Raw genomic sequence first — 15,966 nt, 5'->3', positions numbered from 1 at the left:
GTCGTATGAACGAAAATAATTATAGCCTGGATAAAATAGACCGCCGGATTTTATCTGAGCTTAGGCAAGATGGTCGACTTACCGTGACCCAACTGGCCGATAAAGTCGGTTTATCCTCCTCTCCCTGCTGGACACGTTTAAAACGACTGGAAAATTTAAAAATTATTGAAGGTTATACCGCCAACATTAACCCTAAAGCGATTGGTATTAACGAGCTGTTTTTTATTGAAATTACTTTAGAACGGCATGATGATGAAATTTTAGAACAATTCAGTGATGCCTTGGCAAACATGCCCGAAGTGGTGGAAGCGCATCTGGTGACGGGTGACTATGATTATCTGGTCAAAGTTGCTGTCAAAAATTCCGAACATTATGAACGTTTCTTGCGGAAAAATTTATACAAGATGAAAGGTGTGCGCCATACCCGTTCTATTTTTGCTTTACGGCCATTAAAGCTGGCAAATAATGCAGATTTAATGATGATTGAATAATCTGGCGGATTCAACTTATCTACACAACCCAACGTATTTATGTTTTAATACGGGCAGTATGAGATGAGCCTTATATGAGTATAACGTGAGTTATACGACTAGCCCCTAACCATGGGGCTTTTTAATGTCTAAAATTTAAGAAATTAATAAACAAAATTAGAAACAACAAAATTAATTTTCGATGTCATAGACCCAATTTTTCGCTTCTTTATCACTAGTGGTTTCACAAACATAGTAGTCATGATCCCAAGCGTCTTGATGAAAGATTTCTTTCTTAAAGTAAGTCACTTGCTTGTCGTTTTCGACACAGACAAAGCTTTCGCCTTGGTCTTTAACTTGGGTTCCATTGAGGAAACCACCTATACAGAGGAAGCGGGATTGTTTTGCCATTATCTTTTAAACCAACATACTTGGTGAAGATTAAACGATTTATCTAATGCGCTGTAAAGATTATTTAACTTTTAAAAACCCAATTGATTCTAAGTCTTATAATGCGGATCTTTTTTCCAGATAACACACTCAAAATTCAACTCAAAAAAATCAGAAACTTTTTTAGCTATATTAGTTTTTAAAAGTTTGGCATCTATATAAGCATAGGATTTACTTGTTTTTGCATTATAAATTACGCGCCCACGTGTAATTTCCTCATATTCGATATTTCTAAGCTCAGGAATGACATCTCTTAGAGTTTCCCAATATTCAACATGTGTATAAGGACTATCAATCAGACCAAGTGAATCTTGATCTGAAAGATTAAAGTCATGGGCTATGCCGATGATTTGATTTTGGTAATACCAGAAGATACCTATTTTCATTATTTTAAAACTTCAGTAATGATGTCTAAACAATGCGGCTCAAGCATCGAGTAAAAACCTTTTAAATAATTTGGATGATAAGTTCTCAAACCAACAATTTCACCTTCAGCATTCTTAACCAAGACTAATTCTTTAGAGCTAAATTTTAGATGTTTTTCAATTGTAAGGTTTGGAAACTTATTTAAAATTTCTTTATCTCTGTAAGGACCTGTGAAAAAAATCAAAAAATTAGGTTTAAGTAACTCGATTTCCTGAGGAATTACATTAAATTTTTCAAATTCAATTTCTCTAACTCTAGAATTAACACCAACCTTTTCACCATGACGACCAATTTTATTAATATTATTCCATATTAAATCTATAGATAGATTTCTCTTTTTTAAACCTCCTCTTAAATTAACAATTCCAGAACGAAATGAGCTACGAGAGATCATTTTCTTAGTTTTCTGATCACGATATTTCATGTTGTTCTCAATGAAATATCGTTGATATACATTCATGATTTTTTCAATTGATGGTAATTCATTATCAATCTTATTTTGCCACCCTCTAGTCTCTTGCCCAAAAAACATGATTCTTTTGTTTTCAGATTTAAAGTAGTCATCTGGAAATTTTAATAATAATGGTGCTGTATATTCATTCGCATCCTCAAAAGCATACAAATCTTTTAATAAGTTATCCCAAACTGCTTCATAGATAGATTTTAGTTCATTATTGATATTCATATAAAAAATAAGGACTGATTAATCAGTCCTTATTTTTAACTCAATTTAATTTATTTTTCAATAAATTAGCTTAATTGAGCAGCAGCAATTTTCTTGGTATCAATGTCTTTAGCAGCATCAGTATACTCGCCCATCTTGTCGAAGTTCAAGTATTGATAGATGTCAGCAGACATGCTGTCAATTTGAGCTGCATATTGTTGATATTCTTCTGGAGTTGGTAATTTACCAAGTACAGCAGCAACAGATGCAAGCTCAGCAGAAGCTAAGTAAACGTTAGCGCCTTGACCTAAACGGTTCGGGAAGTTACGAGTAGATGTAGATACACAAGTCGTGTTCGGAGCTACACGTGCTTGGTTACCCATACATAATGAACAACCTGGCATTTCAGTACGAGCGCCAGCTTTACCATAAATGTTATAGAAACCTTCTTCCATCAATTGGTGCTCGTCCATACGAGTTGGTGGAGCCAACCATAAACGAGTAGACAATGAACCACCAGGTACTTTATCAAGTAATTTACCAGCAGCACGGAAGTGACCGATGTTAGTCATACAAGAACCAACGAATACTTCGTCAATTTTCACGCCTTGAACGTCAGAAAGCAATTTAGCGTCATCTGGGTCATTCGGGCAGCAAAGAACAGGTTCTTTAATGTCAGCAAGGTCAATTTCATACACTTTAGTGTATTCAGCGTCTGCATCAGCTTTAAGAAGTGATGGGTTAGCCAACCATTTTTCCATGTTCTCAACACGACGAGCCATAGTACGCGCATCGCCATAACCTTGAGAAATCATCCACTTCAACATAGTGATGTTAGATTGTAAGTATTCAGCAACTTTCCCTTCAGAAAGAGTGATCGAACAACCAGCAGCAGAACGTTCAGCAGAAGCATCAGAAAGTTCGAATGCTTGTTCAACTGTAAGTTCAGTTTCCATCTCTGTTAAGTCGATTTCTAAGATACGACCAGAGAAGATGTTTTTCTTACCTTTTTTCTCAACAGTAAGATCGCCTTCTTGGATAGCACGGTAAGGAATCGCATGTACAAGGTCACGTAGAGTGATACCAGGCTGCATTTTACCTTTGAATTTCACAAGAACAGATTCAGGCATGTCTAATGGCATAACACCAGTCGCTGCAGCGAACGCTACAAGACCAGAACCCGCTGGGAATGAAATACCAATTGGGAAACGAGTATGTGAGTCACCACCAGTACCTACGGTATCTGGAAGAAGCATACGGTTTAACCAAGAGTGAATAATACCGTCACCTGGGCGTAAAGATACACCACCACGGTTCATGATGAAATCAGGAAGCGTGTGTTGCATTTGAACGTCAACTGGTTTTGGATATGCAGCTGTGTGACAGAAAGATTGCATAACTAGGTCAGCAGAGAAACCTAGGCAAGCCAAGTCTTTCAATTCGTCACGAGTCATCGGACCAGTTGTATCTTGAGAACCAACAGTCGTCATCTTAGGTTCGCAGTAAGTACCTGGACGAACACCTTGACCTTCAGGAAGACCACAAGCGCGACCTACCATTTTTTGAGCTTGGGTGAAGCCTTTGCCAGAGTTTTCTGGTTGTACTGGAGTACGGAACAAAGTAGATGGTGCAAGACCTAAAGCTTCACGCGCTTTAGCAGTCAAACCACGACCAACGATCAGGTTAATACGGCCGCCTGCACGAACTTCGTCAAGAAGAACTGGAGTTTTAAGTTCAGCTTCAGCGATTTGTTCGCCAGCTTTGAACGCAGTTACTTTAGCAGCAGCGTGATCGATTTTAAGAGTAACTTCATCACCCATGTTCATGTTTTGAACATCGATTTCAACTGGTAATGCACCAGCATCTTCCATAGTGTTGAAGAAAATCGGAGCGATTTTAGAACCTAAGCAGTAACCACCGTCTTTTTTGTTCGGGATGTGAGCGATTTCGTCACCAAAGAACCAAAGTACAGAGTTAGTTGCAGATTTACGAGAAGAACCCGTACCAACAACGTCACCCACGTAAGCAACCTGGTTGCCTTTCGCGATTAAGTCTTTGATTTGGTTTAACGGACCCACTTCACCAGGAACTTCCGGGTTGATACCGTCACGTACGTTTTTCAACATCGCATTTGCGTGTAATGGGATGTCTGGACGGCTCCAAGCGTCTTGAGCTGGAGACAAGTCATCAGTATTCGTTTCACCAGTAACTTTGAATACTGTTAATTTGATTTCTTCTGGAACATCTTTACGGCTAGTGAACCATTCAGCATCAGCCCAAGATTGAAGAACTGCTTGTGCATTTGCATTACCCGCTTTTGCTTTATCAGCAACGTCATGGAACGCATCAAATACAAGAAGTGTTTTCTTAAGTGCTTCAGCAGCTAATTCAGCTAGAGCAGCATCGTCAAGTAAAGCAACTAAAGGCGCAACGTTATAACCACCAAGCATAGTACCTAGTAAGTAAACCGCACGTTCTTTAGAAACTAGTGGAGAAGTTGCTTCACCTTTTGCCACAGCAGCTAAGAAAGCAGCTTTAACGTATGCAGCTTGGTCAACACCTGCTGGAACGCGGTTTTCAAGCAAATCAACTAAAAATGCTTCTTCTCCAGCTGGGGGATTTTTTAATAGCTCAACCAAGTCAGCTGTTTGAGCATCGTCAAGTGGCTTCGGTGGGACTCCGAGTGCGGCACGTTCTGCAACGTGTTGGCGGTAAGCTTCTAGCACGGTGTTATTCCTCTTTTTTAAAAAATTATTTACGAATTCCAGCTCATTCAAAGCTTCGCAAATAATATGGACTGCTAAATTTTACTAAAATTCCAGTTAAAAGTTAATGCAAGTACAGTGTTTCTTTGTGATGCCCATTATTTTGTAGCTAAATGATGCCCATATCGATTACACAATAAGCAAATCCTTCACTTTTAAAGCTTTTTGATGATGCAAAAGTTACTTTTAATGGAACATTAAACATAAAAAAGACAACCCTATGTTGCCTTTTTTCTTTCTATAAAAATATTCAACCTTAGTGTACAGTCGTTGCGGTTAAATATTCAGCCAATTCGGCACGATTTCCGGTAAATTTGAGCGCACATTCATCTTCAAATAAGCCTTGATATTGATTACTGGCAAATGAAATGTCGACCTGATAGCGTGGGTAATGATTGCCTTCTAATTTTCTGCGCAGAAAAACTTTGTCACCCACACTCAATACATAGTTTGCACCACCAATAATCGCAACACCGTGCTCATCTTCCAAGAGCAAATCTTCATGATGCAAGTAGCCAATCACATCCATATTCCTACTCCAATCGTTATAATTCTTAATTTCATTATTCAATAACAAGATAAGCTTTTCTATATTTTTGATTAAGTAAATGTCACAATTTATTAAATTATGCTTAGGCTATTTTTGAAATTTAAGTATAAAAAAACCGTTCCTTAGAACGGCTTGTAATTCGGCATTTTGTCATGCGGTGTCGCAAGACATTTGTCAGTAAATTTTTGCTTGAATTGGCTACGCATAGCTTCAGGATCTTTATTGATTTCAGCCAAAGGAACTGCATAAACCTGTTCAATAATATCCAAGATAAATGTTTTGGTAATTTCATCTTCAATTTTGTTGGCATGTTCAATAGCAGCTGATTTTTCAATGGTATTTTGACGATCATACACAATGGTATTTGCCGCATTACCAACACTCGTACAATAACCTTTCCACTGCTCTTCAGGCGTTAATGGTTTTTTTTCAGCACAGCCCACCAACCCGATCAATACCGTCAAAGCAAATAATTTTTTCATCAATATTCTCCTGTTCCCTGCCTATCATAATCAAAGTTCATAAAAATACGAAACAACAACATCCTGTGCTCAGCTTAAATTAGGCCAATTTGCAGTAAAAGTAGCAAAATACAGATCCAAACTCGCCAATATTGATATCCTTTGATAAGACAATAGAAAGACAGCTTATAGTTCGCAAAGTAAAATTTATCTTCTTTTTTTGATTTCTGAGATGCCTATTCAAAATAAAATACTGGACTCAATTTATAAATACACAATTAACTTAATCCTTAAAAATAAAATTTAAAGCTCTAAAGCCAAGATCACAAATCCTGAACAAAATTTTTAAATCGTGCTGATTTAAAAAACGTTTATATTCAATACATTAATTTCAAGCCGCCTATTTTAAATACCAGATTGCAACATCATTAACTTTTATTATTTAAAATCAATTACTTGAAAAATAATTAAAAATTAGTCACTCAAATATATTCAGTTGCATAACGTCCCACATCGCTGTATCCTTAAACCCAACTAGAAAAATAGTTGTGTTCTGGTAAATCTTTTTATATTTCGCAGTTTTAGTCATAATCCTTCGTTTTTCAGATTTAAAGTTCCATTCTTCTTTTCAAGTTAAATCAACTGGCTTTTAAATAAGCTAAACATATTTTTAAGGATTGTATTATGTCTAATACTGTAAAAGGTACTGTTAAATGGTTCAACGAAACTAAAGGTTTCGGTTTTATTCAACAAGAAAATGGTCCTGACGTTTTCGCTCATTTCAGCGAAATCACTGGTTCTGGCTTCAAAACTTTAACTGAAGGCCAACAAGTTGAATTCAGCATTGCTCAAGGTCAAAAAGGCCCAAATGCTGTAAACATCGTAGCGCTATAATTTAAAAAATTATTCTTAAACCATTAAGAATAATGAAAAAAGCGAGAGTTCAACTCTCGCTTTTTTTTTTACTCTTCAACTTCTATAGGTGCGCCATCTTCTGGTCGAACATGACGGGTTGCATCATCTGCAGGGTCAACACTTGAGCCATCTTTCGTAATGGTGTTGTACATTTCATCTTCTTTTTTATCGTCAATAAATTCTTCATCTTCGAAATCTTGAGGTTCAACATCATCGTCAAAATCTAAAGGCTTTTCTTCATCTATCATGGCGATCCATCACTGGTTTCAGCAATAAAATATCATGCTCAAACATTCGATAGCATTATTCAATAGTAAACCATTCTGAGTTCTGTAACTCATCGTTAGAGATATGGGCTGATGATAAAGAAAGATATGTCATTAAGATCTAAATGACTCAACTATATACATGGCCTACACTGCTAAACAAACAATGTAGACCTATGTTATAGATTGAAATAAAACAATGCCTTGCAAATATCTATGCTTAAGCTTTTAGAAGCGCCAGTTATAGAACAAGTCGATTGCACGTTCTAAAGACTGACTTGCCTCTAAATACAAGCGTTTGTTCATTTGATAACGCAAAGTTAACTTATTGACTGGGGTAAACACACCTACGCCATAGCGAATGAACAGGTCTGGAGTAATATAACCAGTTACACTGACCTGAGTATCATCACCGGTACCCTGCGCATCCAAAGCTAAACCGCTTAAACCAAAAGTACGGCCAATCTGGTTGGTTAAGGCACGTGTACCACCTAAGCCCATACTAATTCCAGCAGCCGCAATAGTATTGTTCACATCAGACTTAAAGCCCGCTTCCTGACTAATACCACTGGTTCCTTCATTAATACGACCGGTAATGATGGCATTCAGCGCCTCCTGTTCGGACAAGCCTGCATCATTATAAACCTGAATATTCGGACTTGTTGCAGTACCCGTTACCCGCACCCCAACCAAACTGCCTTGCACGCTCTTATTGGCATCTATATCCAAAGTCGGATTATATAAAGGTCCATTAAAACGTGCGATAGCACGATTCAGATCAAGACTTTGTCCATAAGCTTCAATTTTCACACGTTGGCTCACACCAATGGCACCATTAGCACGCATCGCTGTTTCTAGGCCACGCTGTGATAAATATAAGCGTCCAATCAATGGAATACGGCTATCGAACCCTTGGAAAATCACCTGATTGCCTAAATTCACCATCACATCGGCACGAATATCCCAAGGTCGAGCTGCACGTAATATAGCAAGCTGATCTTGTCCTTCATGCACAATGCGTACATCTGAAGAGACATTAACCACCGGTGCAGATGCTTCAGGCATTGAAATTAAAGCACGCGGCACTTCAACCTTTCCATTTAAGGTCAATTTTTTTTGAAATGGCAGTAGATCCAGTGTCAGGTCAGGAGTTACGACCGCAGTAATAAGGGGGGCCTGACGGATCAGCAAGTTTTCGCCTTTTAAATGCAATTGAACACGCGGATCGTTTTTCCAGTCAATATTACCGGTTAAGGCACCTGCACCCTGACCGCTATTAAATGCCCCATTAATGCTGGCCTGGTCTTGGCGAATGGATGAATATACCTGAATATTGGTTAAATTGACCGGCAAGGAAATCATGCTGATCGCACCATCTTTCAAACGCATTTCACCATTAAATAGCGGCTGGGTTAAGGTCCCGGAAATTTTCCCGGCAAAGGACAAGGTTCCTGCTAGAGATCGAATATCTTGAATAAATGGCTTAAATACTTTCAGTTGCACCTGATCAAAGGCAACTTCACCGCGCATCGGCTTATTGTCTTTATAAGGATCAATAATGACATTAGCATAACCAGTACCAATTTCAGGGGTTTTCACATCCAGACGCACTTGCAAACCTGCCGCTATGCTTTTCGCGACCACTGCAATTTCATTGTATTTCAATGTTGAGCCAATATCTTGCGGGTCTTCGGCTGCAAGTCCAATCACCCCATTTCGTGTTACCAGTCGTGCATCAATTTTTGGTTTCCCACCTTGTACCCATGCTGCCTTGGCATAACCATTGACTTTACCGGTAATGGCCAAGCCCTCTGGCATAAATGCAGCAAAGTCATTTAAATCGACGTTTTGCGTGACAAAGGACACATTGCCTTTGGTTTTACTCACTCGAATAGGCTGATCAAAGCACAGCTGGCTTTGCTGACTCGACCAACAATGCGCTCCGACAAACAATTCAGATTTGGCCGTATTGTAAATCACAGAGGCATTTTGGCGTTGCACTAAACGTGCACGCAAGGAATCAAAATCACCTTTTTGGATTTGTCCTAACCAATCATTCTGTGCATTAAAACCACCGGCCAATTGCACATAGAATTTAGACAGTTTGTTTTGTGCCTGAAGTTTCAGGATATGCGCTTTACGTGTTCCCGCCAGTGTGATTTCACCATGCTGAATTTCACGTGAACCACTACGTAAACTGTCCATTGTCGCAGTCATTAGCGTTGGCGTCAGTTCTGACGTAGGTAATTCACCTTGTACCCGCAGTTTTTTCACACTGAATAACTGATTAAAACCAAAATCATCTACTGCCAAATTTGCAGTGGCTTGCAAACGTGGTTGTGATTGCACATTTAAATAACCATAGGCTCGGCCACGCAGTCCGCCATAAATTTCATACAAGGCTGGTGCATTAATTTTTAATCGCAAGTTTTGCGCATTGCCTGTCGCTTGAATCTGGTTTTTGGCATAGGACAAATACAAATTATTGGCTTCAAACTGCTTAGGCAAGAAGCCTTTTTGATTTGAATCAATCACCAAAGCCAGATTTCCTGTTCCACGTACAGGTTTATTATTGATGATACCCGCCAGATTCAACTTCTGGATATTAATCCGTTTTAAAGTATCTGACCAAATCCCTTCAGTTTTTACATTTCCGGATAATTCACCACTTACATTGGATACAAAATAATGCGGCTTAAATCGAACCAAGGACGCATTGATATTCCAGCCAATACCATTTTTCAGATGTACCAAACCACTGGCAAAGATTTTTCCTGCAACACCTGCATGTTGTAATTCGGCAATTTTAATCAGCTCAGGCGTACCTGAAACCTTAAATTTGAGCAACCCTTTACTTGCCTGAATATTGCTTGCATTCAGAGCACCATCATAATTCACAGCAAAACTCTTAAAGCCACCACCAGCCTTCTGGTCATGGAATAGGATCGCTGCGGTGCTACGCCCGGTCAAACGCACGGTTTCATTATTTTTTTGCTGTGCCAGACGACCGGTTAAGTTAATCCCATCTAAATGAATAATCTGCTGATTCGGCTTGGCAAAACCATTGGCCTTAACCTGACCATTCAGCAAATTGACCGGAGCGGCTTCAACCACCGTTTGCGGATTGAAATCTTTGGCATTCAAAATGGCATTCCATTTCAATTGACGTTTTTCAGATGGCAATTCAATTTTGGCGCTTCCGCTTAAACTGCCTTTACCCGCAACATAACCAAAGCTCGGGATATTCAAATTATTGTTTTTCAGATTCAGCTGTGCAGTATACATACCTTCCGGCAACATACCTTTATCATGCTTGGAAACTGCTGTCGCAACATGAATATCTTGCTTGCCTTCGACCAGTGCGAGTTTAACATCGCCGGATTTGCTGCTTAACCAGCCAATATAAGGCACGGCGCGGTCAATATTCTGCCAGGCCACATTCAGTAACATCGGGTTTGGCTTTTTGCCTTTTTGTTCGGCCTGATCGAATTTCAGATTCCAGGTTTCATAACGGTCAAAATCCACCAATGCAGTAAAATGCATGCCTTTTTCCAGACGACCTTTAGAGGCAATTTTGGCATCCAGACTTGGTGGCAGAAAATCTTTTACCACTTGTGGGATCAGTTTATCTTTGGGATTAATTTTATCCAGACGGCCTGTCATATCCCAAGTGACATGGTCTTTCCAGCTGACCACGCCTGCCACATTGGCAGCCCCGTTCATCAGCTGTCCATTTAAATTGGTGATATCCAACTGATGCACTAAATCGGTATGCATGGTCCCGTTATATTGGCCTTGCGGAATATTTTTACCGCTTAAGTCAGTCGCGACATCAATATTTAAACGCTGGATATCACCATTAAATTTTGCCACACCATCTTTAGTAAACAGTTTTTGTTCAGTGAGTAAGGGCCAATGATATTTCTTGAACTGTAATTCACCGTTCATGGGAACATGTTTACGAACCGGATGTACGACCACCCATCCGGTAAGTAAATCAGGGGTATTGGTCGCAACTCCAGCCTGAATGGTATCTAAAGAACCACCTGCAACCACCTTGATATCATGAATATTCAAGCTCTTGTTTAAAGATGGAATATTTAGGTCACCCACAGCATTTAAAGGATATTTACCCTCAAAGTTCATGTTGCCTGTAGCATTTTTGACGGAAAGATAGCCCATATCCATACGGGAATCTTCAAATTTCAATTCAGTGCCCGACCACAGAGAATTATTTAAATGAATATCTTTAAACTTGACACTGGCAGATGAAGTCTTGATCAACATATGATCAACATCTGCACTGTCTAGACGTAAAACAAAAGGTAAACGGATAGTATTAAATTTAAACGGTTCATCACTAGGCGGATTTTTGGTGATAATTTGCAGATTACGAACATCGGCACGGTTCAGGTGAATTTCTTTTTTTAAGATTGCCCGCCAGCCCAAAGTGACATCGGCACGGTCAATTTTCACATCGACCGGTTTTAAGGTAACCAGAATATTTTTTAAAATAATACCGTGTAATAGATTACCGCCTTCATATTCATAATGAATAATTTGCTGACGTTCCAATACCCGATCCAGCAAGAATTTACTGCCTTTATCGGTAGTGAACATGACTGTGAAAGAAGCGATTAGCAACACAAACACAATCAGCAGTGTAAAAAGCACACTCCTCAAAATCCGACGCTTTTTCGGACGCGGTGTTTCTGTTTCAGGTTGCTGTTCTACTTCAGCCATAATACTCTCTAAAAACTAAGATTTATAATTGTGAACCAATAAAGAAATGGATACGTATTGGATGGTTATCATCAGAAATACCTGAAGCCACATCTACACGAATAGGACCAATCGGTGATGCCCAGCGCAGCCCCAAGCCTACACTGTATTGAGTCGGTGTATTGAAATCTTTATCGTAAGCATTGCCAACGTCACTAAAAACAGCTGCACGCCAACCTTCTTTAAACTGATAGTTATATTCCAAAGACCCAACAGCCAGCGCCTGACCACCAATTTTAAATCCATTTTCTTCAGGTGATAAACTCTTATAGTCAAAACCGCGAACAGTTTGATCACCACCAGTGAAATAACGCAAGTTATATGGAACTTTGGCAAAATCTTCAGTCAAGATATAACCTAAATCCCCACGCCCTACAAATTGATGATTATCGTTTTCACCCAATGAATAAATAAAACGCCATCCTGCATTTAAAATGGCCATATTGGCATCTGACAATAAACTTTCACTGCCAATTTCCGCCTTATAGGTTTGCTTAAATCCTTTACTCGGATTGACACGTTTGTCACTGGTGGTCAATGATGCTTCATAACCAAACAATAAGGATTGCTGCTGATCATCCGAATTGGCAATAAATGCATCTGGAATTTCATTGGCATCAATTACCCCATTCTGGGAAATCTGATCCAGACGGTAACGCACACCAAAGGTATGTTGCCAGCTGCCACGAGGTCTTTTAATCACTCGGTCTGCGCCTGCGACAGCTGATTCAATCATCAGGCTATTACCTTGAGCCACATCATCTCGTTCTTCACGTTCATAACCACCAACTATACTGATGTAGTCATTAATCGGATGGTGATACGGGATATTATAATGACCATCAATAGACTGACGAATTTGAGATAATTCCACGTTGGCATCAAATGAGTGTCCACGGCGATTGACAATGGCACGGCGATACTGACCACGTAAACGTGTACCCGTATCTGTTCCATAACCGACACCCAGCTCTGCACTATTCAAACGGTCAGCATTTAAAGTCACAATGACCGGAACTTTCTTTTCTTCACGTGCCTGCGCTTTTAAGCGATCTTCTTCCGTCTCTTTGCTTTCCTGTGCTACACGCATTTGACGGAGCTGTTCATCACCTTCACTTCCTTCACCTTTACCGGCGAATTGATTTTCGTCAATCACAGACTGAGTCACTTCTTTCGAAGAAACGACTTTCTTTTTTTCCTGAACTGAAGCATCACTTTCCGAAATTTTTTGCTGATCGACCAAAGCCTGAATATCTGGAGGAAGCTCAAGTGGTTTTTCAACTGGATCTGGTTTGATTGCATCTACCAGCGTGTAATTAAAATAACGCGAGTTGGTTAGGTTATTGGCAAGACCATTGACACGCCAGAAAGCATAATCCGCTCCATCTTTCCAAGACACCATGCTTTGTAAAACATCCATATCTATTGGAAAAGGTTTCGATGGATCGCTCATACGAAACTCAACCGGACCCAATTTATAACGTTCGCCGGTTTCAAAGCGTAAATTAACGTCTACAGTATTTTGCGGCTGAGCGACTTTGACATCATGTAAACGCCAGTAACTATCAAAGAAACCGTTATTCGATGCAGCATCATTTATACGGGTTTTGGTCTGCTCATATAGACCATGATTGAAAATATCGCCAACATCCTGATCCGGTAAGACTCGAATTACCTGAAACTGCGCCTGATCTTGGCCTGCACCACTAAACTCAACATTCTGTTCTTTAATTTGCACTGGCGTATTCGGAGTGACTTTTACCCGAACACGATTGTCACTGACTTTTTCAAATTTAAATTCAGCATTATAAAAACCCACTGCCTGCGCAGCCTGATTGGACAGGGTCCGCAGTTGAGGCAATGCTGATGGAAAATCACTAAATGATTCCTGAGTAAAACTGGAAAGTTTGCCTTTAATATTATCTTCAAGGTTTTCCAATGCTTTGGCATATGCCTTAGACGAAACATCACTGCTATTTTCTGTAGACGCGATAATCACATCTGCACTGATACGAGGTACTTTAGCGGTATTGAACTGACGTGGTGGACGTATTTTATAAAGCCAGCGTTTAAAGAAATTTGGTTCTTCTATTTCGTCTGAAGGTGCTACTTCTGTTAATGTTTTACCTGATTCATTCGCTTCAACCACAATCTGGCTATCCGCCTGAATACTAGACATCAACTGATCTACATTGACCGGTGCATGATTAATTTCAACCAGCTCTTGCTGGGTAGCATCAGTAACGACGGGTTCATTGACTTGCCCAGCCCGATATTGCTGTGCTTCATGTTTGGCTTCTTCTGCTACACGAAAAATTTCATTGGCCAAATCTGGGCTAACCGGAGCAACAGGCAGTTCTTCCAGATCTTCAAATTCGATGGGTTTAAATTCTTCAATTGCTTGTGTTGCCTGCTCTTGCTGCTGCAACATTTGCAAACTATCAGGTTCAGCTTTTTTTTCCTGAGAATTGTCAATTTTTTCTAATTCATCAGTACTGCCCATACCCTGCTTAACAGCTTCACTCTTGAGTTGTTGTTGAAATTCTGTTTGAGTGACCATGGTATCTGTTTGTGCAACTTGTGCAAAACTTTGCTGCGCCAGTAACATGAAAAAGAGAGTTAAACCGAATCGTTTATGCTCATCATTCCACTGTAAGATAGAATTGACACTTAAAGTAAGAGTCGACTTTTTAAAATTCAGTTTTGAAAGCATAAAAAACTCTAAACTCATATAATATTTGTAATGGAAATGCCCAATGAAAGCTTGCTAACAAACTCAAATCTATTGGAATTTTCACTAAAGTATAGGTTGAAAACATCATACATGATTTTTGTAGTGTTTTACCAAATGCTGACATTTCTTAATAAAACTTAAATGAAGTCCAGAAACCATGGAAAAAAATGAACATCTCTTAGGCACACGTCGGTTTTTGCCGATGTTTGTCACTCAATTTTTTGGAGCTTTGAATGACAATGTCTATAAACAGGCATTGTTATTGGTCATTACCTATGGTTGGATCAATCAACAAAGCGCCAGCGTCAGCACACTGAACAATCTTGCAGCCTTGCTGTTTATTTTACCCTATTTCATTTTCTCTGCGACAGCCGGACAGATTGCAGACAAGTATGAACGCTCACAACTTGTACGCGGCATTAAAATTCTTGAAATTGTGATTATGCTGATTGGTTCGGCTGGCTTCTTGCTGGGTCATTTGTGGCTGTTACTGTTGGCTTTGTTTTTAATGGGTGTGCATTCAACCTTCTTTGGTCCGATTAAATATGCGATTTTGCCTGAAATTTTAAAGCCTGATGAATTGATGTCCGGAAATGCATTGTTCCAGTCCGGCACTTCAATTGCTATTTTGGTGGGCATGATTTTAGGTGGAGCGGTCATTTCCGCATCCGATGGCAATCTGTTTTGGATCAGTCTGACTGTGGTGACCATTGCCTTGCTGGGCTATTTTTCCAGCCGCTTTGTATTAAAACAAAAAGTGACTTCACCTGATGTGCAAATTGACTGGAACTTTTTCAGAACCAGCTTTCAAACTTTAAAATATGCCAAAAGCCTGCCCATTGTGTTTTTAGTTTTATTGGGCAACTCCTGGTACTGGTTTTATGGCGCAACCTATCTGACCCAGATTCCCCAACTGACCCAGCAAAACCTGCATGCGTCTGAAAACGTGGTCAGTTTGCTGTTGACCTTTTTCTCGGTCGGCATTGGCGTCGGTTCATTATTATGCCGCAGAATTGGCGGTACGGAAGTCAACCTGAAAATGGTTCCGATTGGCGCGATTGGATTGAGCGTTTTTGCATTTTATCTGGCCGCCAGTTTAGCTTATGTGCCTGAACGTAGCGGTGAAATGCTGGGGTTAAAAGATGTCTTTACCCAAGGCTGGAGTTATTATCATGTCATGCTTGCCGTGACCCTGCTGGGCATCAGTGGCGGTTTTTATATTGTCCCTTTATATGCCATGATGCAGGCTTTTTCTCCTCGCTCACATCGTGCTCGTGTCGTCGCTGCAAACAACATTTTAAATGCAGTATTCATGGTATCCTCTGCAATATTTTCCATTATCATCTTAAGTATATTCAAGATTGATATTAAAATACTTTTTAGTATTACCGCTATTCTAAGTGCCATTTTCACTACATGGCTCTTGTTTAAACTCAAGCCAATGCTGGCTGAACAGCAACAAGAAGCTTTAGAGGATTAATTT

The 15,966-nt window shown here is 39.6% G+C and carries 12 protein-coding genes; 3 read left to right on the top strand and 9 right to left on the bottom strand.

Annotated features, from left to right (window positions below; all coding sequences use genetic code 11):
- The first annotated feature begins 5 nt into the window (after nt 1-5).
- Nucleotides 6-491 carry an Lrp/AsnC family transcriptional regulator gene (locus FB6_RS13870; protein WP_174560546.1) on the top strand — a complete coding sequence of 162 codons (486 nt, stop codon included), beginning with the start codon at nt 6-8 and terminating at the stop codon, nt 489-491.
- Between the two features lie 171 nt (nt 492-662).
- Here the strand turns inward: FB6_RS13870 and FB6_RS13865 are convergent, their stop codons facing one another.
- From FB6_RS13865 to FB6_RS13840, 6 genes are all read right to left on the bottom strand, one after another.
- Nucleotides 663-881: a hypothetical protein gene (locus FB6_RS13865; protein WP_174560545.1), complete on the bottom strand. Its 219-nt coding sequence runs from the start codon at nt 879-881 to the stop codon at nt 663-665.
- Between the two features lie 89 nt (nt 882-970).
- Entirely contained in the window at nt 971-1,306 is a 336-nt protein-coding gene (locus FB6_RS13860; protein ID WP_174560544.1) for a hypothetical protein, read from the bottom strand.
- Nucleotides 1,306-2,031, bottom strand: coding sequence for a hypothetical protein (locus FB6_RS13855; RefSeq protein ID WP_174560543.1), 726 nt, complete (start codon nt 2,029-2,031; stop codon nt 1,306-1,308). Before FB6_RS13855 ends, FB6_RS13860 begins: the two co-directional genes overlap by 1 nt.
- Before the next feature lie 65 nt (nt 2,032-2,096).
- Complete coding sequence (locus tag FB6_RS13850; RefSeq protein WP_174560542.1) at nt 2,097-4,736, bottom strand: bifunctional aconitate hydratase 2/2-methylisocitrate dehydratase; 2,640 nt, start codon at nt 4,734-4,736, stop codon at nt 2,097-2,099.
- A 295-nt stretch (nt 4,737-5,031) separates the two neighbouring features.
- Nucleotides 5,032-5,304: a hypothetical protein gene (locus FB6_RS13845; RefSeq protein ID WP_174560541.1), complete on the bottom strand. Its 273-nt coding sequence runs from the start codon at nt 5,302-5,304 to the stop codon at nt 5,032-5,034.
- 143 nt (nt 5,305-5,447) lie between these two features.
- Nucleotides 5,448-5,807, bottom strand: a complete 360-nt coding sequence (locus FB6_RS13840; RefSeq protein WP_174560540.1) for a hypothetical protein — start codon at nt 5,805-5,807, stop codon at nt 5,448-5,450.
- A 663-nt stretch (nt 5,808-6,470) separates the two neighbouring features.
- Here FB6_RS13840 and FB6_RS13835 point away from each other — a divergent pair.
- A complete protein-coding gene (locus tag FB6_RS13835) occupies nt 6,471-6,680 on the top strand; it encodes a cold-shock protein (protein WP_174560539.1) in 210 nt (69 codons plus the stop codon).
- A 68-nt stretch (nt 6,681-6,748) separates the two neighbouring features.
- On the opposite strand, the gene FB6_RS13830 is transcribed toward FB6_RS13835, so the two are convergent.
- The 3 genes from FB6_RS13830 to FB6_RS13820 all read right to left on the bottom strand — a co-directional run bounded on the left by FB6_RS13830 (nt 6,749) and on the right by FB6_RS13820 (nt 14,462).
- A complete protein-coding gene (locus FB6_RS13830; RefSeq protein WP_174560538.1) occupies nt 6,749-6,949 on the bottom strand; it encodes a hypothetical protein in 201 nt (66 codons plus the stop codon).
- A 246-nt stretch (nt 6,950-7,195) separates the two neighbouring features.
- Nucleotides 7,196-11,710 (bottom strand): translocation/assembly module TamB domain-containing protein, encoded by a 4,515-nt coding sequence (locus FB6_RS13825; protein ID WP_174560537.1) that lies wholly within the window; start codon nt 11,708-11,710, stop codon nt 7,196-7,198.
- A 22-nt stretch (nt 11,711-11,732) separates the two neighbouring features.
- Complete coding sequence (locus FB6_RS13820; protein WP_174560536.1) at nt 11,733-14,462, bottom strand: autotransporter assembly complex protein TamA; 2,730 nt, start codon at nt 14,460-14,462, stop codon at nt 11,733-11,735.
- 178 nt (nt 14,463-14,640) lie between these two features.
- On the opposite strand from FB6_RS13820, the gene FB6_RS13815 reads away from it, so the two are divergent.
- Nucleotides 14,641-15,963 (top strand): MFS transporter, encoded by a 1,323-nt coding sequence (locus FB6_RS13815; protein ID WP_174560535.1) that lies wholly within the window; start codon nt 14,641-14,643, stop codon nt 15,961-15,963.
- Nucleotides 15,964-15,966 lie beyond the last annotated feature (3 nt).

This window comes from Acinetobacter bouvetii (genome assembly GCF_902753875.1).
Lineage (GTDB): Bacteria > Pseudomonadota > Gammaproteobacteria > Pseudomonadales > Moraxellaceae > Acinetobacter > Acinetobacter bouvetii_A.
The sequence above is the reverse complement of the archived record's forward strand: the minus strand, read 5'-3'. Positions and strand labels throughout refer to the sequence as shown.

What these genes read in the sequence shown, in the direction of transcription:
- FB6_RS13815 (WP_174560535.1), top strand. Translation starts at nt 14,641, where the DNA reads ATGGAAAAAAATGAACATCTCTTAGGCACACGTCGGTTTTTGCCGATG.
- FB6_RS13825 (WP_174560537.1), bottom strand. Translation starts at nt 11,710, where the DNA reads ATGGCTGAAGTAGAACAGCAACCTGAAACAGAAACACCGCGTCCGAAA.
- FB6_RS13865 (WP_174560545.1), bottom strand. Translation starts at nt 881, where the DNA reads ATGGCAAAACAATCCCGCTTCCTCTGTATAGGTGGTTTCCTCAATGGA.
- FB6_RS13835 (WP_174560539.1), top strand. Translation starts at nt 6,471, where the DNA reads ATGTCTAATACTGTAAAAGGTACTGTTAAATGGTTCAACGAAACTAAA.
- FB6_RS13840 (WP_174560540.1), bottom strand. Translation starts at nt 5,807, where the DNA reads ATGAAAAAATTATTTGCTTTGACGGTATTGATCGGGTTGGTGGGCTGT.
- FB6_RS13820 (WP_174560536.1), bottom strand. Translation starts at nt 14,462, where the DNA reads ATGCTTTCAAAACTGAATTTTAAAAAGTCGACTCTTACTTTAAGTGTC.
- FB6_RS13855 (WP_174560543.1), bottom strand. Translation starts at nt 2,031, where the DNA reads ATGAATATCAATAATGAACTAAAATCTATCTATGAAGCAGTTTGGGAT.
- FB6_RS13845 (WP_174560541.1), bottom strand. Translation starts at nt 5,304, where the DNA reads ATGGATGTGATTGGCTACTTGCATCATGAAGATTTGCTCTTGGAAGAT.
- FB6_RS13860 (WP_174560544.1), bottom strand. Translation starts at nt 1,306, where the DNA reads ATGAAAATAGGTATCTTCTGGTATTACCAAAATCAAATCATCGGCATA.
- FB6_RS13870 (WP_174560546.1), top strand. Translation starts at nt 6, where the DNA reads ATGAACGAAAATAATTATAGCCTGGATAAAATAGACCGCCGGATTTTA.
- FB6_RS13830 (WP_174560538.1), bottom strand. Translation starts at nt 6,949, where the DNA reads ATGATAGATGAAGAAAAGCCTTTAGATTTTGACGATGATGTTGAACCT.